The organism is Sphingomonas sp. SP3, from assembly GCF_058514305.1.
Window position 1 is genome coordinate 1,044,545 of sequence record NZ_JBZSOE010000001.1, and the last position, 17,631, is coordinate 1,062,175.

Below are 17,631 nucleotides of genomic sequence, written 5' to 3' on the forward strand. Positions count from 1 at the left end.
TAATGCCCCCATGAGGGGCACTGGAATCATCTTCGCCAGCGCGTTTCTCGCGCTCAACTTCCCGACGTCGGCGATCGCTCAGGGCGCGGCGACGTCCGCGCAGCTCCAGCTCGCCAAGCAGGCTGACAAGCTGAAGCCGGGCGAATGGGTGTGGAAGCCCGATATCGCCAAGACCGGCCCGGTGCTCGTCTACGTCGATATCGGCCGGCAGCGCGCGACGGTCTATCGCAACGGCGTGCGCATCGGCGTGTCGACCATCTCGTCGGGCAAAGACGGATACGAGACCCCGACTGGCGTCTTTACCATCCTCGAAAAGGACAAGGACCACCGCAGCCGCACGTACGACAATGCGCCAATGCCCTATCAGCAACGGCTGACCTGGAAGGGTGTCGCGCTTCATGCCGGCAACCTGCCCGGTTTCCCCGCAAGCCATGGCTGCGTCCGGCTGCCGATGGAGTTCGCCAAGAAACTATTCACGGTGACGCCGATGGGCGGGACCGTGGTGATTGCCGGCGGACACCAGGATCCGGTCAAACGCCCGGCCGCGGGCGTACTTGCCCCGACACTGGCCGGCGTGACGTCCGCTCCTTCGGCGCAGCTTAGCCCCGAAGGCCAGTTCACCTGGACCCCGGAGGTCAGCGCGTCAGGCCCTGTGTCAATCATCATTTCGACCGGCGACCAACAGGTCGTGATCCTGCGCAATGGCAAGGAAATCGGCCGTGCGCACGCCCTGGTGCAGCAGCAGAGCAGCGAAACTCAGGTGCTGACTTATGCCGGGGGCAAGGCCAAGCAGTGGATCCAGGTCGGTGTCGCGGATCTGACCGGCCAGCCGGCCGAAATCATTTCGACCGAGCGGGTCGAGCAGATGCATTTGCCGCCCGCATTTGTGACCGCGATGCGCTCGGTGATTACGCCGGGAACGACGGTTCTGGTCACGCAAGCGAGCGTCAGCACCGGCTCGACCGGGCAGCAGGCGACGATGCTCGACGCGGACGACGCGAAGAATTGAACGGGGCTGGCTGAAGGTCCGGTTGCGCGCTCCCAAAGGCACCGCTAAGGAGCCGCTTCGCCGGTGCGGGGCTGTAGCTCAGATGGGAGAGCGCTGCAATCGCACTGCAGAGGTCAGGGGTTCGATTCCCCTCAGCTCCACCAACCGCCCGGCGCCATTTTCCGCCCTCCGCCAGCGCCTGTCCCGCAGAGCCTTCGCCCTGCCGATTTGAGGCCGGTCCGCGCCGTTCATAGAGGAACGGCGTTTCCCGACTGATCGTTTTCTCCCTGGTTTCCGGCCGGCCCCCACCGGCCTTGTCAGCATGGAGGAAATAACATGGCGTATGATCGCTACGACACCCGCGACGAACGTCCGCGATGGTACAACGACCGCTATTCGCGCTCACGCGACCAAGAACGCGACTGGGATAACCGCGAACGCGGCCATTCGGGTCGGGAGGAGCGCGGCTTCTTCGAGCGCGCTGGCGACGAGATTGCCTCCTGGTTCGGCGATGACGATGCCGACCGCCGCGGCGAACGCCACGACCGCATGGAGGGCCGTTCGAGCCGCGATCAGCGGGGCGACTACCATAGCGAGCGCAGCTTCGGCGGCAACGACCTGAGCTTCCGCCGGAGCCGCGATCAGGACCGCAGCTATCGCCCGATTACAGGTGACTATGGCCGCGGACACCATGAATCCGACCAGTTCTTCGCAGCCAGTGGCTATGGCCGCGGTGAGCAATTTGCCGGGGATCGGGAGCGTTCGCGCTTTTCATCGCGCAACCGCGATCCACATTACCAGTCCTGGCGCCAGCAGCACTTGGATGAGCTCGACCGCGACTATGATGACTACCGTCGCGAGAACCAGTCGCGCTTCGAAAACCACTTCGGCGACTGGCGAGATCGCCGGATGCAGAAGCGCGGCCTGCTCGGTCAGATCCGAGAGCATATGGAAGTGGTGGGCAGCGACGACCAGCATGTCGGCACGGTCGACAAGATCGGACGCGACCGGCTGATCCTGGCCAAGTCCGATCCGGACAGCGGCGGCGCGCACCATTCGCTTAGCTGTTCGGACATCGACCGCATCGAAGGCGATCGTGTCATCCTCGACTGCTCGGCCGACCAGGCACGCGAACGCTGGCGCGACGAAAGCCGCAGCCGCGCTTTGTTCGAGCGTGACGACCAAAGCGAAATGGGGCCGCGCGTGCTCGATCGAAGCTTCCAAGGCACCTACCGCGACTGAGCGGTAGAAAGCCAGCCTCCTCCCCTTGGAGGCTATCTGAGGCCCGGTGGCGCCGTCCCCTTCGCCACCGGGCCTTTTGCGCTTATGCGCGGGCCCGCAACCGGAGACATCAACATGGCACGCGCCTGGCACCTGAAAAGTCGCCCCGAAGGGCTCCCGACCGCAGAAAACTTCGAGCTCAAGCAGCTGAAACTGGCGCCGCTCGACGAGGGGATGATCCGCGTTCGCAACCGCTGGCTGTCAGTCGACCCGTACATGCGCGGCCGGATGAACGACGTGAAGAGCTACGTTCTGCCATTCCAATTGGGCGAGCCGATGGAAGGCGGCGCGGTCGGCGAGGTAGTCGAGAGCAAAGCCGAAGGCTTTGCACTGGGCGACCTCGTCCAGCACATGGCGGGATGGCGCGACGAAGCGGTCGTCGCGGCGCGCACGGCGACCAAACTCCCCGACCTCGGCGCCGAGCCTCAGAAATTCCTCGGCGTGCTCGGAGTTACCGGGGCGACGGCCTATTTCGGACTGCTTGATGCGGCATCGGCCAAGGGGGGCGATGTCGTTTTCGTCTCCGCCGCCGCGGGCGCCGTTGGCTCGGCGGTCGTCCAGATCGCGAAGGCTAAAGGCATGACCGTGATCGGCTCAGCGGGCGGCAAGACGAAATGCGACTACGTACGTTCGCTCGGTGCGGACCAGGTCATCGACTATCGCGCGGAGCCGATCCTCAAAAGCCTGGCCAAGGCCGCGCCAAATGGGATTGACGTCTACTTTGACAATGTTGGCGGCGACCATCTGGATGCGGCGCTGGCGCTCGCGCGAAACAATGCGCGCTTTGCGATCTGCGGGATGATCGGGGGCTACAACAAGGCGGAGCCGGCCAAGCTTCGCTTCCTCATGCGTGTGATCGCTGCCCGCATCCGCCTGCAGGGCTTCATTATCTTCGACTATTTCCCGCGCCTGTCCGAATTCTACGCAGAGATGGGCCCGTGGGTCGCCAACGGCACGGTCAAGTCAACCGAAACGGTCGTCGAAGGGCTCGACAAGATGCCCGACGCTTTCCAGGGCCTGTTCAAGGGCGCCAACACCGGGAAGATGCTGGTCAAGCTCTAGAATCGGCAGGTCGCCGGATCGCCGCTGGCAAGGCCGGCGCGAAGAGCGGCCATGCGCTGTTCGGACGAACCGTGCGTAAAGCTGTCCGGCACGACGGTGCCCTGCGTTTCCTTTTGCAGCGTGTCGTCGCCGATCGCCTCAGCCGCCCGCATGCCCTCTTCAAGGTCACCGGCTTCCATGCCGCCCGAGCGCTTGGCCCAGACGCCGGCATAACAATCGGCTTGAAGCTCGACGCGGACCTGGACCGCGTTCCCCGCCGTCTCGCTCGACCGCGCCTGGAGGTTGTGCGCCTGATCGAGCGTGCCTTCCAGGTCCTGGACGTGGTGGCCGACCTCGTGCGCGATCACATAAGCGATCGGGAAGTCGCCGGGCGCGTTGAAGCGCGTTGAAAGCTCATTGAAGAATTCGGGGTCGACGTAGATCCGCCGGTCGGTCGGGCAGTAAAAGGGTCCCATCGCCGACTGGGCCGCGCCGCAGCCCGACTGGTAGCCCCTGCTGTAAGCGACAAGCGTCGTCGGCGAGTAGCGCGCGCCGGCCTTCTGAAACACGTCGCCCCACACCTGCTCCGTCGACCCCAGCACCTGGAGCATGAAATGCTTCGTTTGCGGATCGATCGTCGACTGACCTGCAGGTGCGTTGCTGCTCGTGCTGGTGCCGGGAATCAGCCCGCCGCCACCGCCAAGCTGGGTCAGCGCGCAATAGCCGAGCAACAGGATGAGGACACCGACGATGCCGAAGCGGCTCGCGACCATCGGCAACAAGCAGCCGAGCATATTGCCGCCGCCACCGCCGAAACCCATGCCCGATCGGCCAGTATTGTCCTCGAAATTACCGCTCTCGGGTCCATCAAGCCGCATCGCCGCTCTCCCTGTTCCGCCGTTCCAATGCACTGAGCACCCTCACGGTTGCAATTGCCCGCGCAAACGCCTTTTGCAGGCGACATGAGTCTCGAAGGCAAAGTAGCGCTCGTCACCGGATCGACGTCGGGTATCGGGCTGGCGATCGCGACTGCGCTCGCTCGAGAGGGCGCGAAGCTGATGATCAACGGCTTCGGGCCGCTTGAAGAGATCGAGCGTATCTGTGCCGAACTGGGCGCCATCCATGACAGCGCCGACATGGCCCATGGCGGCGCAATCGAGCGGATGATTGACCGCTGCTCGGCCGAGCTCGGCCCGCCGGACATCCTGGTCAATAATGCCGGCATCCAGCATGTCGCGCCGGTGGAGGATTTCCCGCCCGAGAAATGGGACGCAATTATCGCGATCAACTTGAGCGCGGCGTTTCACACCACCCGCCTCGTCCTGCCGGCGATGAAGTCGAAGGGTTGGGGCAGAATCATCAACACCGCTTCTGCGCACAGCCTCGTCGCCTCCCCCAACAAGTCGGCTTATGTCGCGGCCAAGCACGGCATCGCCGGCTTCACCAAGACGGTCGCGCTGGAAACGGCGCGCGATGGCATCACCGTGAACTGCATCTCGCCCGGTTATGTCTGGACGCCTCTGGTCGAGCGTCAAATACCCGACACGATGGCGACCCGCGGCCTGACGCGCGAGCAGGTGATGGAAGACGTGCTGCTCGCCGCCCAGCCCACCAAAAGGTTCGTCACGCCCGAAGAAGTGGCGGCGCTCGCCCTATTTCTATGCCGCGGCGAAGCTGCCTCGATCACCGGGGCCAACCTCAGCGTCGACGGCGGTTGGACGGCTGCCTGATCGATGCGCGCGTTTCTCGTCCTTGCACTCGCCCTGACCTGCACGGCCTGTGAGACGGTCATGCAGCCGGCCGGCATGGTGGACCATTGGACGACGGCCTGGCGCGATGTCGCCACGCCCCGCGACCGTGAGCGCCTGCGCGACTGGCGCAAGACCTTTGTCGATGCGCTGGCGGCCGCCCGAAAGTCCGGTCACGTGGCGGACATCACCAGGGAAGGACAGCTGCTCGATCCGGATGCGGCGCTCGCCGGCCAGGGCCTTCCCAATGGGATGTATCGGTGCCGGGTGTTCAAGATCGGCGCCAAGACGGAGGGCATGCTCGACTATGTCGCCTATCCCGCTTTTTCCTGCCGGGTCCGCGTTGAACGCGACCTCCAGCGCCTGGAAAAGCTAACTGGCTCGCAACGCTACGTCGGCCTGATCTTCCCCAACGATGCGATGCGGCAGATCTTCCTGGGCACGCTTGTGCTCGGCGACGAAACTCGAGCGATGCAATATGGCGAGGACCCCGACCGCAACGTCGCCGGCTATGTCGAGCGGATCGGGGACAAACGCTGGCGGCTGTTGATGCCCAAGCCGCAGTTCGAATCGCAGATCGACGTGATGGAGTTGGTTCCGGCGACCTAGGCCGGAAGCGCTTCGGAACTCGCTTCGCTCAGCCGATCGAGCTGGGAGGCCGATAGCTTCAATTCCATCGCCGCGGTCAGCTCATTGAGCTGCTCGACCGATGTGGCGCTCGCGATCGGCGCAACGATCGACGGCTGCGCCATCAGCCATGCTAGCGAAATCGTCGCAAGCGCTGCGCCGGTCTCCTCTGCAACCTCGTCCAGTGCCTTGAGCACGTCAGCGCCCTTGCCCCGGAGGAATGCACGCGACCGCTCGCCGCGAACGCTCTTCGCGAGGTCTGCTTCGCTCCGATATTTCCCGCTGAGGAAGCCGTTGGCGAGGCTGTAGAAAGGAAAGACGCCGAGATTGTTGCGGATCGCGGCGTCGCGCGGATCGGGCTCGAAGCGCTCGCGCTCCATCAAGTTATACCACGGCTGGAGGGCGGCTGGGGGAGCGAAGCCTTCTGCCCGCGATGTCGCAACCGCCTCGTTAATCCGGTCGCCGGTGAAGTTCGAAAGGCCGATTGCGTTGATCTTGCCGGCGCGGCGGAGCTCCTCGAACGCGCCGAGGCTGTCGGCCAGGGGCACGGTCGGGCTGTCGCGATGCTGATAATAAAGGTCGATGCGGTCGGTTCCGAGCCGGCGCAGCGAAGCATCGCAGGCGCGGCTTACGACCTCAGGTTCAAGGTTCGGCACATATTCACCGTCGACGATTTCGCCGTCGAGAAAGCCGACCTTGGTCGCGATCACGACCTTGCCGCGCTTGGACGGGTCGCGCTTCAGCCAGCGTCCGACCAGCCGTTCGCTTTCCCCGCCCTCGTGCCCGGGCACCCATGCCGAATAGACGTCCGCGGTGTCGATCATCGTCCCGCCGGCATCCACGAATGCGTCGAGGACCGCGAAACTCGTCTTTTCGTCGGCGGTCCAGTCGAACACATTGCCGCCGAGTGCCAGCGGCGCGACCTCGAGGTCGCTAGTGCCGACGCGCCGTTTTTCGATGGTCATGCGCGCTCTCTAGCGCGTTCGTTCACCACTTATTTGTAAAATTTAGCGACACCTGTGCCTATGTCGGTGAAATTGACAGCATCAGGCGCATGAGCGCGCTGATTTCCTTCTGGAGCCACGCGCTTGCCGCGGTGCTGTTTCTCGCCCTGATGATCTGGCGCCTTGGCGAAGCATCGCGCCAGCCGGGCCAGCGCCTGCTTGTCGGCTCCTTCGCGATGACCGCTTTCTGGGCGTGGCTCAGCGCGGTGATGCCAGGCGAGCCGCTTGCGGCTTACGCCGAAAGCGCCCGCAACCTCGTCTGGATCAGCCTGCTTTACAGCCTGTCCAGCGCCGGCGACGATCGGCAGCACGGCGTCCGCCTCGTCTATGGAGCCGTTGCAGCGTCGATCGGAATGCAGCTGGTAACGACCAGCCTCGGCTTGCTGGCCCCGGGCGGAGCGATTGCCCAGACCAGCCTGCTCCTCCGGATTACGACCGCTGCCGGTGCCCTCGTATTGGTGCACAATCTCTATGGACAGGCCGCGCCGGCCAGCCGCTCGCACATTCGTCTGGCCATGATCGGGCTCGCATGGATGTGGGTCTACGACCTCAACCTCTACACCATGGCTTATCTCGGCGCGCCGAATGCCAAGTGGCTGATGGAAGGGCGCGGGCTGGCCGTCGCCCTGACCGCCCCCCTGCTGGCGTTGGGCGCGCGCAACGAAAGCGGGTGGCGCGTGCGCCTGTCCCGCGCCGCCACCTTCCAATCCCTCTCACTCCTCGCGATTTGCGCCTATTTCGCCTTAATGGCGATCGTCGCGACCGCGCTTCGCGGCTCGGGCCTCGATTGGTCGTCGACGGTGATGGTGGCCCTGCTGGCGGTGATGACGGTCGGCGCCATGGCCGTCATCCCGAGCGCGCGCGCTCGCGGGTGGCTCAAGGTCAAGGTCGCCAAGCATCTGTTCGAGCATCGCTACGACTATCGTAGCGAGTGGCTTCGCTTCACCGAAACTCTCGGAAGGTCGGATACGGACAGCGGGCCCTTGTCGGAACGTATCGTCAAAGCCTTTGCGGACGTGGTCGATGCGCCGGGCGGGCTGCTCCTGGTTAGCGATGGCCGTCGCGGCGCCGAAGTTGCGGCGACGTGGAACTGGCCGTCGGTCAATCCGCCCGTCGACCAGCTCGAAGATATCCAGCAGTTCTGGGACGGCCTTGAGGCAAGCGGCCGGATCCTTGAGTTCGAGGCGTTGCGAGGCGGTTGGGCGCATGGGTTGGAACGACAGTTGCCGGTGCCGCCGTGGATGATCGCGGACCCGGCCGTGTGGGCCGGAATTCCGCTGGTCCATCACGATCGCCTGGTCGGTATCGTGGTGCTGGCCGTGCCGGAATTCCAGCGCCCGCTCGACTGGGAGGACTTCGACCTTTTGCGGACGGCCGGCCGCCAGGCGGCTAGCTCGTTGGCCGAAGCCCTCGGTCAGGAGGCGCTCGCTAATGCCCAGCGCTTTGAAGAGTTCAATCGCCGCTTCGCCTTCATCCTTCACGATATCAAGAATCTGGTCAGCCAGCTGTCACTGCTCGCCCGAAATGCGGAGCGCCACGCCGACAACCCCGAATTTCGCACCGACATGGTCGCGACCCTCCGCTCCTCCGTGGGCAAGATGAACGACTTGTTGGCGAGGCTCACCCCGCATGCATCGGCGCGCCTGCACCGGACCGAAGCGCAGCCGCTGCGCGCCATCCTGAGCTCGGCCATCGCCGCCAAGCGCGGCGACCACGAGGTGAAGATGCTGGGTGACGCGAGCCTGTGGGCGATGGTCGATCCGGGCGCGCTCGAGCAGGCGCTCGGCCACCTTCTCCAGAATGCGGTCGAAGCCAGCCCAGGCGGCCAGCCCGTCACGGTAAAGGTTTCGGGCACCGAAGGGACCGTATCCATCGCGATCAGTGACCGCGGCCCCGGCATGGACGGCGATTTCGTCCGCGGCCAGCTGTTCCAGCCGTTCGCGTCAACCAAGGCAGGCGGCTTCGGCATCGGCGCGTTCGAGGCCCGGTCCCTGATCACCGCGATGGGCGGGCGGATCAGTGTCGACAGCCGCCCCAACCACGGCACCACCTTCACGATCAACCTTCCGGCCGCCGATCCGGCCGAACAACCGCAACGGAAAAGCGCATGACCGACACGACCAATCCCAAAGTCCTGCTCGTCGTCGAGGACGACGAAGGCCTGCAGCGCCAGCTCAAATGGGCCTACGAAGGCTATCAGGTCGTCTGCGCCGGGGACCGCGCCCAGGCGATCGAAGTGCTGCGCGCGCATGAGCCCGCGGTCGTCACGCTCGACCTTGGCCTTCCGCCCGATCCCGACGGCACCGACGAGGGCTTCGCGGTGCTGGAGGAGATCCTCCGTCTCAAGCCCGACACCAAGGTCATCGTCGCGACCGGCCATGGCGCGCGGGAAAGCGCACTCAAGGCGATCGGGATGGGTGCGTACGATTTCTACAAGAAACCAGTCGACATTGACGAGCTCGGGATGATCGTCGCCCGCGCCTTCCACCTGCACGCAATCGAGGACGAGAATCGCCGCCTCGAGACCGGCGGTAGCGCAACTGTGCTGGGATCGATCATCAGCGCCGCACCCGAGATGCTCAAGGTCGCCAAGACCATCGAGCGGGTCGCGTCGGCCGACGTGTCGGTGATGCTGCTCGGTGCCAGCGGCACCGGCAAGGAGCTGCTCGCGCGTGCAGTGCATGAGAAAAGCACCCGCAAGGGTGAGTTCGTCGCGATCAATTGCGCGGCGATCCCCGAAAACCTGCTCGAGGCCGAGTTGTTCGGTTACGAGCGCGGATCCTTCACCGGCGCGGTCAAATCGAACGTCGGCAAGATCGAGCTCGCGCAAGGCGGCACCCTGTTCCTCGACGAAGTCGGCGACATCCCGCTGCCGCTGCAGGTGAAGCTTCTGCGCTTCCTCCAGGAGCGGGTGATCGAGCGCATTGGTGGCCGCCAGCCGATCGCCGTCGACACGCGCATCGTCTGCGCAACCCACCAGGACCTTGAAGCGATGATTGCGGACGGCCGCTTCCGCGACGACCTGTATTACCGCCTCGCCGAGATCGTAGTGAAGATTCCCTCGCTCGCCGAGCGGTCGGGCGACGCTGTTCTGCTTGCTCGCCATTTCATCCAGCGCTTCGGAAGTGAATTAAAGCGCGGCGGCATGGCCCTGTCGCCGGACGCCATCACCGCCATCGATTCCTGCGCCTGGCCTGGCAACGTTCGCGAACTCGAGAACCGCATCAAGCGCGCAGTTATCATGGCCGACGGCAAGAGCGTCACCGCCGCCGATCTCGACCTGGGACCGCAGCGGGATGAGGATGGCGTCGCGATTAACCTGCGCGCCGTTCGCGAGGTCGCCGATCGCCGGGCGATCCGCCAGGCGATGAGCCGCACCGACAACAATATCTCGGGCGCCGCAAAGCTGCTCGGAATCAGCCGGCCAACGCTCTATGACCTGCTGAAGCAGTACCGCCTGCAGGCCTGAGCCTTCAGAACATCAGCGGGATATTGGCCTTGGTCGACGAGGCCGCCGTCGGGAATTTAAGGCTTTTGATGCGCTCGACGGCGTCCGATCGGATGGCGTCGATGTCGACTTCTTCACCGCTCGCCAGCCGGTCAAAGATCGGTCGGACGCTCTCGACCTCGCCAGAAGTGCCGACCTCGATCGACAGCACTAACGGCCCGTTGACCGCGGTGCCGGCGCGTTCGCGCAAGGTCTTCAACACCTCGACCACCGGTTCCTGAATCGCGTTGGGCGGCAATGCGCCCTGGACGACGACACCGCCCTCGCGGATATGGCCATGCAGCACGAAGCGGCCCTCGAGTGGGTCCATCGACCCGTCGACACGCTGCACTGCGTGCGGAATGCGATCGTCGAACAAGGTGAGGCGGTTGAAGCGCGGTTCGACCAGGTCGAACATCGCCCTGCCTGCCGCGGCGGTTCGGAGCGAACTGCGGAACAGATCGCGGTCATGGACGACCATCGTCTCTCCGCCGATCGTCTGCCGGTCGTTTCGGGTCAGCGAATAGACGTAGCCGAGCTGGCCGTTGGTCGCGTCATTGTGCAAATTTTGTGAGCAGCCCGGGACATATAGCCCGAAAAAGGGCCAAGTGACCTCGGCGAAGCCGAATTTGACCGCCGACAATGACCTCAGCGCCTCGACGAACCGCTCGACCTTGTCCCGCCCGATGACCTTTTCTGGTGTCGTGCGCAGGTAATTATACTGGCCCGGCACGTGCCAGTAATTCCACACGTCGTGGGTCTCGTGCTTGTGCTGGTACGGGTTGGAGAAATGCGCGTCGATGTCGCCGCGCATTCCGGCGCTCGCCTCCGCGGGGAGGAAATCGTCGAAGATATAGAGCCGCTCGGTCAGGCAGTCGGCCATCTAATCCCCCGCATCACGTTGTGGTGTGTAGCTCACCCATTGACGGCTGTCAGGCTTTCAGCGCCTCGGCCGTCTCAGCGACCTCGAGCCAGCGAAGCTCGGCAGCTTCAACCTCGGCGCGGTTGCGCGCGATTTTCTCGGTCAGCTCGGCGAAGCGCTTCGGGTCGCGCGCGTACAAATCAGGGTCGTGCAGCGCTTCTTCCGCTGAAGCGATTTCCGCCTGGAGCTTCTCGATCTCGCCCGGCAACCGGTCATAGTCGCGCTGATCCTTGTAGGAGAGCTTGGTCGTCGCCGACGGGCGCGGCGTCGCCACCGGCGAAGCCTTAGTTGGCGTTTTGGTGGGCGCACGCGCGGCCTCATAGCGCTTCCTGATCCAGTCTTCGTACCCACCGGCGACAACGTCGACCTTACCGCTGCCGTCGAGACCCAAGGTGATGGTCACGGTGCGGTCGAGGAAGTCGCGGTCGTGGCTGACGATCAGCACCGTGCCCTCGTAGTCGGCGATCACTTCCTGCAGCAGGTCGAGCGTCTCGAGGTCGAGATCGTTGGTCGGCTCGTCGAGCACCAGCAGGTTCGCTTCGCGCGCGAACTCGCGCGCGAGCAGCAGTCGCGACCGCTCACCGCCGGACAGCGACCCGATCGGCGCTTCCGCGAGCGCCGGGTCGAACAGGAATTCTTTGAGGTAGCCCTTGATGTGCTTCTTGTGCCCGCGCACCTCGATCCAGTCGCCGCCGTTGGCAAGCACGTCCTTCACCCGCTTGGCCGGGTCCATCAGCTTACGCTGCTGGTCGATCACTATTCCGCTCAGGGTCTTGGCGAGGGTGACCGTCCCGCTGTCCGGCTGAAGCTCACCGGTGAGCAGCTTCAGCAGTGTCGTCTTCCCCGCGCCGTTGGGCCCGACCAGGCCGATGCGGTCGCCGCGCTGCACGCGCAGGCTGAAGTCGCGGATGATGACGCGGTCGCCAAAACTCTTCGACACCTGGTCGGCGTCGATCACCGTCTTCGATTTCACATCGTCCTTGGCGAGCGCGAGCTTGGCCGCCCCAGTCGCGCCAAGCATCGCCGCGCGCTGGGCACGCATCTCGTTGAGCTTGGCGAGCCGCCCCTGGTTGCGACGCCGGCGCGCCGTCACGCCGCGCTGAAGCCAGTGAAGCTCGATCTTCAGCTTGGCGTCGAGCTTCTCGGCGGCGCGCGCCTCCTCCTCGTAAACGCGCTCGGTCCACGCTTCGAACCCGCCAAAGCCAATCTCGGCGCGCTTGAGGTCGCCGCGGTCAAGCCAGATGCAGCTCCGCGTCAGCCGGGCCAGGAAGGTCCGGTCGTGGCTGATAACGATGAACGCGCCCTTGAACCGCTTCAGCCATTCCTCGAGCCATTCGATCGCGCCCAGGTCGAGGTGGTTGGTCGGCTCGTCGAGCAGCAGGATGTCGGGACCCTGCGCGAGCGCGCGCGTGATCGCGGCCCTCCGCCGCTCGCCGCCGCTGGCGGTCGACGTCGGGCGATTAAGGTCGATGCCGAGCTGGTGAGCAATCGCGTCAGCCTCATGCGCCTCCGGGGCCTCGGCGCCGTGAAGCACCCATTCCCGCAATGTCGCGAACCCGTCCATCTTCGGGTCCTGCTCCAGCAAGACGACATTGGTGCCGGGGACGATCGTGCGCTTGCCTTCGTCGGTGTCGATCAACTCAGCGAGACATTTCAGGAGCGTTGTCTTGCCCGCGCCGTTGCGGCCGATCAGCGCCAGCCGGTCTCGCTCCCCGATGTACAGGTCGAGGCCGCGGAACAGCCAGCCTTCGCCCTGGATCAGTCCAAGGTCTTCGTAAGAGAGGATCGGCGCCGCCATGATCCGCGCCTGTTAGAGCCTGAACAGCCACGTTCAACGGCATTCATAGCCTATTCAATGCGCCGTGATACAAAGCGGACGTGAAAAGAGTCGCGTAATGACCTTGTTTCGAACTTTCCTTCTCGCCGTCGCGGTTGCGACCGGCCTCACCAGCGCTCCGGCGCTGGCCGATCCGCCGCGCGAGACGCAGCGGGCGTTCGAGGCGACGCGCGAGGGCCGTTCGATGCCGCTCCCCCAGCTTGAGCGCCGCGTCCTCCCCTTCATGGGCGGGGCCGACTATCTGGGCCCTGAACTCAACGGCGGCACCTATCGCCTAAAGTTCATTCAGAACGGCCAGGTGATCTGGGTCGACGTCGACGCCCAAAGCGGCAAGATCATCCGCCGTTCCCGCCCGAAGTGATCGTTTCGGGCGCAGATTGACTTTTGCGCACTTGTTCCCAGTTGTTCCGGACAAGCAACCGATCGCCGCAACGCGGGTTGACGGCGGGAATATGAACAGCTCCGGGGAGCTTTGAATGCGCGTTTTGATCGTCGAAGACGAACCCAACCTTGGGCGCCAGCTGCGCTCCACCCTCGAAGGGGCTGGCTACGCCGTCGACCTCGCGACCGACGGCGAGGACGGGCATTACCTGGGCTCCACGGAAAATTACGATGCCGTGATCCTCGATCTCGGCCTGCCCGAGGTCGATGGGCTGACGGTCCTTGACCGGTGGCGCAAGGAAGCGCGCAAGATGCCGGTGCTGGTCCTGACCGCACGCGACAGCTGGTCCGACAAAGTTGCCGGCCTCGATGCCGGTGCTGATGATTATCTCGCCAAGCCGTTTCAGACCGAAGAGCTGATCGCGCGCCTGCGCGCGCTCATTCGCCGCTCCTCCGGCAATGCCTCATCGGAGCTGGTCGCGGGCGACATCCGCCTCGATACGCGCTCGGGCAAGGTAACCAAGGGCGGCGAGCCGGTGAAGCTCACGGCACAGGAGTACAAGCTGCTGAGCTACCTCATGCACCATAAGGGCAAGGTCGTGAGCCGGACCGAGCTTATCGAGCATATCTACGACCAGGATTTCGACCGCGATTCGAACACGATCGAAGTGTTCGTGACGCGCATCCGCAAGAAGCTTGGCGCTGACGTGATCACCACCATCCGGGGCCTCGGGTATAGCCTGGAAGACCCCGGCAGTTGAACGACCAGGCCGCCTCGGTAACGGCGGCGGCCGACGACAAGCGAGCCGCCGGTGCGAAGGGACCGCGCATCGGTTCGCTGACACGGCGCATGATCGGCGTCGCAGCGATCTGGATCTTCGCGCTTCTGCTGATGGGCGGATTCGCGCTCGACCGCGTGCTCAGCCGATCCATCGTCGACAGCTTCGACAACCAGCTCGTCTTCATTTTGAATTCGATGATCGCCTCGTCGGAAATTGGCCCTGACGGCGAGGTGCGTTTCAACCGTCCGCCCGCCGACCAGCGGTTCGTCGAGCCATATTCAGGCCTCTACTTCCAGATTAGCGGGCTGGGCGCGGAAACCTTCCCGTCGCGCTCATTGTGGGACCGGCGCTTAAAGGTGCTCGAAGCGCACAATGACGTGAAGCCGCATCTTTACGACAGCGGCGAATTCTCGGTGGCGGAGCACCCCGAGCCGCTGCGCATCGCCGAGCGGGACGCCGTGCTCCCGGGATCGAAGATCCGCTGGCGCTTCCAGGTCGCGCAATCGCGCGAAACGATCGACGAGCAGATCCACCGCCTCCGCCAAACTCTGATCTGGAGCTTCACCGCGCTTGGCGTGGGCTTACTCATCCTCGCGGCTCTGCAGACCTTCTACGGCTTGTGGCCGCTAAGAAGGGTGCGGCGCGAAGTGTCGTCGATCAGATCCGGCGAGAAAACCCGGATCGAGCAGGATTTCCCGACCGAGATTCGCCCGCTGACTGAAGAGATCAACCAGCTCCTGGCCCATAGCGAAGCCCAGGCGGAGGAAGCGCGACGTCATGCCGGCAACCTTGCCCACGCGCTGAAGACACCCCTAACCGTCATCACCAACGCTGCGACCGCGCGTTCGCCCGATCTTGCCGACACCGTGTGCCGGGAAGCTCTGGTGATGCGGCGCCAGGTCGACCACCATCTCGCGCGGGCCCGAGCCATCGGCCGTCGCGCTTCAGCGCAGGCGCGGGCCACGGTGTGGGAGAGCCTCGAAGCCGTGCAGCGCGCCGTCGATCGCATGCACGAAGGCGTCACCGTCGATATCGCCGGCGACAAAGAAGCACAGGTGCGGGTGGAACGACAGGACCTCGACGAGATGCTCGGCAACCTCGTCGAGAATGCAGCGAAATATGGCGGCGGACGTGTGTTCGTCACGGTCGAGCGCAAGCGGTCCAAGGTCGATATCCTGATCGAGGATGACGGCCCCGGCATCCCAAAGGAAAAGCGCGGGCATTTGTTCACGCGCGGGGCGCGGCTCGACACCACGGGCAAACCCGGAACGGGCCTGGGGCTGGCCATCGTTCGCGACGTTGCGGAGATTTACGGTGGATCAGTCCATCTTGAGGAAAGCGAAGACCTGGGTGGTCTGCTCGCGCGCCTAACCCTCCCCGCGGGCTAGACAAGCCGGCCTTTCGTCGAAAAGCTGTTTGCCGACTGCTCGGCCTGGGCGAACCAGCGCCGAATTTCCCGCCGGAAGGACTTGAAATGAATCTGAAAACGTTTGCGCTCGCCGGATGTGCGCTGCTCTCGATTGCCGCAGCATCGCCGGCCGCAGCGGCTGATCCCAAGTTCCTACCCTGGGGCGTGGATCTTACCGCCGCTGATTCCTCGGTGAAGCCCGGGGATGATTTCTGGGCCTTCGTCAACGGCGGCTGGGACAAGCGCACGGAGATCGATCCGCAACGCACCTTCGCAGGCATCGATTCCGTGCTCAACGATCAGATCGACGCGGACGTTCGCTCGATCATCGAAGATATGGCGAAGGACCCGACCGCCAACGGCCAAATCGGGCAGCAGATCGGCGACTTCTACGCGAGCTGGATGGACCAGCCGACGATCGAGAGCCGCGGCGTCAGCCCGGTTCTTCCCTACCTCGACCAGATTGACGCAGCGAAGACCCGCGGCGACCTTATCGACCTATTCGCAAGCACCGGCTTTTCATCGCCCGTCGGCGTGGGCATCGGCGCCGACCTCAAGGACCCGACGCGCTACACCGTGAACATCGACCAGTCGGGGTTGGGCCTGCCGACGCGCGATTATTACCTGCTCCCCGACGCGAAGTTCAAAGCCTATCGCGACGCCTACCGTGCCTACGTGGCGAAGATGCTGGGCATGGCCGGCTACCGCAATGCGGAGGCTCGCGCCGATCGAGTGCTCGCGCTCGAAACCGCGCTTGCCAAGGTCTACTGGCCCATCGAGCGGCTACGCGACGTCGATCAGACCTATCACCCGATGACTCGGGCCAAGCTTCGCGCTTTCGCGCCCCAATTCCAGTGGGACCGCCTGCTCGCGAAGCAGGGACTGGCCAAGGCGGGCGATGTCATCGTCGGAGAGCCAAGCGCGATCACCGCCGCCGGCAAGCTTTTCGCGGCAACGCCGCTGACGACTTGGAAGGACTATCTCGCCTTTCATTTCATCAGCGATCACGCGTCGTTCCTGCCCAAGGCGTTTGATGACTCGGCGTTCGATTTCTACTCGAAGACCCTTCGCGGCGTGCCGGTCCAGCGCGACCGCTGGAAACGCGGTGTCGACCTGGTCAATGGCGCGCTCGGCGAAGGCGTTGGCCAGATCTACGTGCAGCGGCGCTATCCGCCCGAAAGCGACCGCCAGATGGGCGAGCTCATTGCCAACATTCGCGCGGCGCTCGCCGAGAAGATCGCCGGCGCAAGCTGGATGGACGCGGCCACCAGAAAGGCCGCAGATGTCAAGCTCGGGCAGTTCGATCCGCGGATCGGCCACCCGGCAAAATACATCGATTACTCGACCCTGAAGGTCGATCGCGGCGACCTGTTCGGCAACGTGATGCGTTCCGAGCAGTTCGATTGGGACTTGCAGCTGTCGCGCTATCCCAAGCCGGTGGACCGCTCGCTGTGGGACATGCTGCCCCAGACCAACAACGCTTATTACAACCCGTCGACCAACCAGATCACGTTCCCGGCGGCGATCCTCCAGCCGCCCTATTTCGATCCCAATGCCGATCCCGCTGCCAACTATGGCAGCATCGGCGCGACCATCGGTCACGAGATCGGCCACGGGTTCGACGACCAGGGCCGCAAGTTCGATGGCATGGGACGCCTTCGCGACTGGTGGACCAAGTCGACCGCCGCGAAATACGACGCACATGCGCAAGCGCTGGTGAAGCAGTACGACCAGTTCGAGCCCCTTCCGGGCCTTCACATCAAGGGCCAGCAGACCTTGGGCGAAAATCTCGGTGACCTCGGCGGGCTTGAAGTCGCCTACGCCGCCTACCGCAAATATGTCGCCGAACATGGCGAGCCGCCGGTGATCGGCGGCCTCACCGGCGACCAGCGCTTCTTCATCGCTTACGGCTACAGCTGGGAGAGCAAATATCGCGAGGACAGCATGCGCTCGCGGCTGCTCGCCGACGTGCATTCCCCGTCCAAGTACCGGGTCAACGGCATCGTCCGGAACATGGACGAATGGTACAAGGCCTTCAACGTGCAGCCCGGCGACAAGCTTTATCTTCCGCCCGATCAGCGGGTCCACGTCTGGTAGGACGCTAGGAAAAGCCGCGCCCACCCGC

At 64.4% G+C, this 17,631-nt stretch carries 15 protein-coding genes and 1 tRNA gene; 12 read left to right on the forward strand and 4 right to left on the reverse strand.

Annotated features, from left to right (window positions below):
* Positions 1-10: 10 nt before the first annotated feature.
* The 4 genes from AC4K8G_RS05500 to AC4K8G_RS05515 all read left to right on the forward strand — a co-directional run bounded on the left by AC4K8G_RS05500 (position 11) and on the right by AC4K8G_RS05515 (position 3,331).
* The gene (locus tag AC4K8G_RS05500; RefSeq protein ID WP_491733164.1) at positions 11-1,009 is read left to right on the forward strand and encodes a L,D-transpeptidase family protein; all 999 of its coding nucleotides are present in this window, start codon (positions 11-13) and stop codon (positions 1,007-1,009) included.
* Positions 1,010-1,076: 67 nt separating this feature from the next.
* A tRNA-Ala gene (locus AC4K8G_RS05505) sits at positions 1,077-1,152 on the forward strand.
* 172 nt (positions 1,153-1,324) lie between these two features.
* Positions 1,325-2,230, forward strand: coding sequence for a DUF2171 domain-containing protein (locus AC4K8G_RS05510; protein ID WP_491733165.1), 906 nt, complete (start codon positions 1,325-1,327; stop codon positions 2,228-2,230).
* A 114-nt stretch (positions 2,231-2,344) separates the two neighbouring features.
* Positions 2,345-3,331 carry an NADP-dependent oxidoreductase gene (locus tag AC4K8G_RS05515; protein ID WP_491733166.1) on the forward strand — a complete coding sequence of 329 codons (987 nt, stop codon included), beginning with the start codon at positions 2,345-2,347 and terminating at the stop codon, positions 3,329-3,331.
* Here the strand turns inward: AC4K8G_RS05515 and ypfJ are convergent.
* The gene (gene ypfJ, locus AC4K8G_RS05520; RefSeq protein WP_491733167.1) at positions 3,328-4,188 is read right to left on the reverse strand and encodes a KPN_02809 family neutral zinc metallopeptidase; all 861 of its coding nucleotides are present in this window, start codon (positions 4,186-4,188) and stop codon (positions 3,328-3,330) included. The two genes, AC4K8G_RS05515 and ypfJ, sit on opposite strands and share 4 nt — an antisense overlap.
* A gap of 84 nt (positions 4,189-4,272) precedes the next feature.
* On the opposite strand from ypfJ, the gene AC4K8G_RS05525 reads away from it, so the two are divergent.
* Both AC4K8G_RS05525 and AC4K8G_RS05530 read left to right on the forward strand, forming a co-directional pair.
* Positions 4,273-5,040 (forward strand): 3-hydroxybutyrate dehydrogenase, encoded by a 768-nt coding sequence (locus AC4K8G_RS05525; protein WP_491733168.1) that lies wholly within the window; start codon positions 4,273-4,275, stop codon positions 5,038-5,040.
* A gap of 3 nt (positions 5,041-5,043) precedes the next feature.
* Positions 5,044-5,667, forward strand: coding sequence for a DUF4893 domain-containing protein (locus AC4K8G_RS05530; protein ID WP_491733169.1), 624 nt, complete (start codon positions 5,044-5,046; stop codon positions 5,665-5,667).
* Here the strand turns inward: AC4K8G_RS05530 and AC4K8G_RS05535 are convergent.
* Positions 5,664-6,650, reverse strand: coding sequence for an aldo/keto reductase (locus tag AC4K8G_RS05535; protein ID WP_491733170.1), 987 nt, complete (start codon positions 6,648-6,650; stop codon positions 5,664-5,666). The two genes, AC4K8G_RS05530 and AC4K8G_RS05535, sit on opposite strands and share 4 nt — an antisense overlap.
* An 89-nt stretch (positions 6,651-6,739) precedes the next feature.
* Between AC4K8G_RS05535 and prsK the strand changes: the two genes are divergently transcribed.
* Together prsK and prsR are read left to right on the forward strand one after the other, a co-directional pair.
* A complete protein-coding gene (gene prsK, locus AC4K8G_RS05540) occupies positions 6,740-8,800 on the forward strand; it encodes an XrtA/PEP-CTERM system histidine kinase PrsK (protein ID WP_491733171.1) in 2,061 nt (686 codons plus the stop codon).
* A complete protein-coding gene (gene prsR / locus AC4K8G_RS05545) occupies positions 8,797-10,158 on the forward strand; it encodes a PEP-CTERM-box response regulator transcription factor (protein WP_491733172.1) in 1,362 nt (453 codons plus the stop codon). Before prsK ends, prsR begins: the two co-directional genes overlap by 4 nt.
* 4 nt (positions 10,159-10,162) lie before the next feature.
* Here prsR and AC4K8G_RS05550 read toward each other — a convergent pair whose 3' ends face one another.
* Complete coding sequence (locus tag AC4K8G_RS05550) at positions 10,163-11,059, reverse strand: 2OG-Fe(II) oxygenase (protein WP_491733173.1); 897 nt, start codon at positions 11,057-11,059, stop codon at positions 10,163-10,165.
* Between the two features lie 49 nt (positions 11,060-11,108).
* Positions 11,109-12,896, reverse strand: a complete 1,788-nt coding sequence (locus AC4K8G_RS05555) for an ABC-F family ATP-binding cassette domain-containing protein (protein WP_491733174.1) — start codon at positions 12,894-12,896, stop codon at positions 11,109-11,111.
* 97 nt (positions 12,897-12,993) lie between these two features.
* On the opposite strand from AC4K8G_RS05555, the gene AC4K8G_RS05560 reads away from it, so the two are divergent.
* The 4 genes from AC4K8G_RS05560 (at position 12,994) to AC4K8G_RS05575 (ending at position 17,603) form a co-directional block, all read left to right on the forward strand.
* On the forward strand, positions 12,994-13,296 hold the full coding sequence (locus AC4K8G_RS05560) for a hypothetical protein (RefSeq protein ID WP_491733175.1): 303 nt from the start codon (positions 12,994-12,996) through the stop codon (positions 13,294-13,296).
* A 115-nt stretch (positions 13,297-13,411) separates the two neighbouring features.
* Positions 13,412-14,077 carry a response regulator transcription factor gene (locus AC4K8G_RS05565; protein ID WP_491733176.1) on the forward strand — a complete coding sequence of 222 codons (666 nt, stop codon included), beginning with the start codon at positions 13,412-13,414 and terminating at the stop codon, positions 14,075-14,077.
* A gap of 89 nt (positions 14,078-14,166) precedes the next feature.
* A complete protein-coding gene (locus AC4K8G_RS05570) occupies positions 14,167-15,486 on the forward strand; it encodes a sensor histidine kinase (RefSeq protein WP_491734417.1) in 1,320 nt (439 codons plus the stop codon).
* Between the two features lie 86 nt (positions 15,487-15,572).
* Positions 15,573-17,603: a M13 family metallopeptidase gene (locus AC4K8G_RS05575; protein WP_491733177.1), complete on the forward strand. Its 2,031-nt coding sequence runs from the start codon at positions 15,573-15,575 to the stop codon at positions 17,601-17,603.
* Positions 17,604-17,631 lie beyond the last annotated feature (28 nt).

What these genes read in the sequence shown, in the direction of transcription:
- AC4K8G_RS05500 (WP_491733164.1), top strand. Translation starts at nt 11, where the DNA reads ATGAGGGGCACTGGAATCATCTTCGCCAGCGCGTTTCTCGCGCTCAAC.
- AC4K8G_RS05510 (WP_491733165.1), top strand. Translation starts at nt 1,325, where the DNA reads ATGGCGTATGATCGCTACGACACCCGCGACGAACGTCCGCGATGGTAC.
- AC4K8G_RS05515 (WP_491733166.1), top strand. Translation starts at nt 2,345, where the DNA reads ATGGCACGCGCCTGGCACCTGAAAAGTCGCCCCGAAGGGCTCCCGACC.
- ypfJ (WP_491733167.1), bottom strand. Translation starts at nt 4,188, where the DNA reads ATGCGGCTTGATGGACCCGAGAGCGGTAATTTCGAGGACAATACTGGC.
- AC4K8G_RS05525 (WP_491733168.1), top strand. Translation starts at nt 4,273, where the DNA reads ATGAGTCTCGAAGGCAAAGTAGCGCTCGTCACCGGATCGACGTCGGGT.
- AC4K8G_RS05530 (WP_491733169.1), top strand. Translation starts at nt 5,044, where the DNA reads ATGCGCGCGTTTCTCGTCCTTGCACTCGCCCTGACCTGCACGGCCTGT.
- AC4K8G_RS05535 (WP_491733170.1), bottom strand. Translation starts at nt 6,650, where the DNA reads ATGACCATCGAAAAACGGCGCGTCGGCACTAGCGACCTCGAGGTCGCG.
- prsK (WP_491733171.1), top strand. Translation starts at nt 6,740, where the DNA reads ATGAGCGCGCTGATTTCCTTCTGGAGCCACGCGCTTGCCGCGGTGCTG.
- prsR (WP_491733172.1), top strand. Translation starts at nt 8,797, where the DNA reads ATGACCGACACGACCAATCCCAAAGTCCTGCTCGTCGTCGAGGACGAC.
- AC4K8G_RS05550 (WP_491733173.1), bottom strand. Translation starts at nt 11,059, where the DNA reads ATGGCCGACTGCCTGACCGAGCGGCTCTATATCTTCGACGATTTCCTC.
- AC4K8G_RS05555 (WP_491733174.1), bottom strand. Translation starts at nt 12,896, where the DNA reads ATGGCGGCGCCGATCCTCTCTTACGAAGACCTTGGACTGATCCAGGGC.
- AC4K8G_RS05560 (WP_491733175.1), top strand. Translation starts at nt 12,994, where the DNA reads ATGACCTTGTTTCGAACTTTCCTTCTCGCCGTCGCGGTTGCGACCGGC.
- AC4K8G_RS05565 (WP_491733176.1), top strand. Translation starts at nt 13,412, where the DNA reads ATGCGCGTTTTGATCGTCGAAGACGAACCCAACCTTGGGCGCCAGCTG.
- AC4K8G_RS05570 (WP_491734417.1), top strand. Translation starts at nt 14,167, where the DNA reads ATGATCGGCGTCGCAGCGATCTGGATCTTCGCGCTTCTGCTGATGGGC.
- AC4K8G_RS05575 (WP_491733177.1), top strand. Translation starts at nt 15,573, where the DNA reads ATGAATCTGAAAACGTTTGCGCTCGCCGGATGTGCGCTGCTCTCGATT.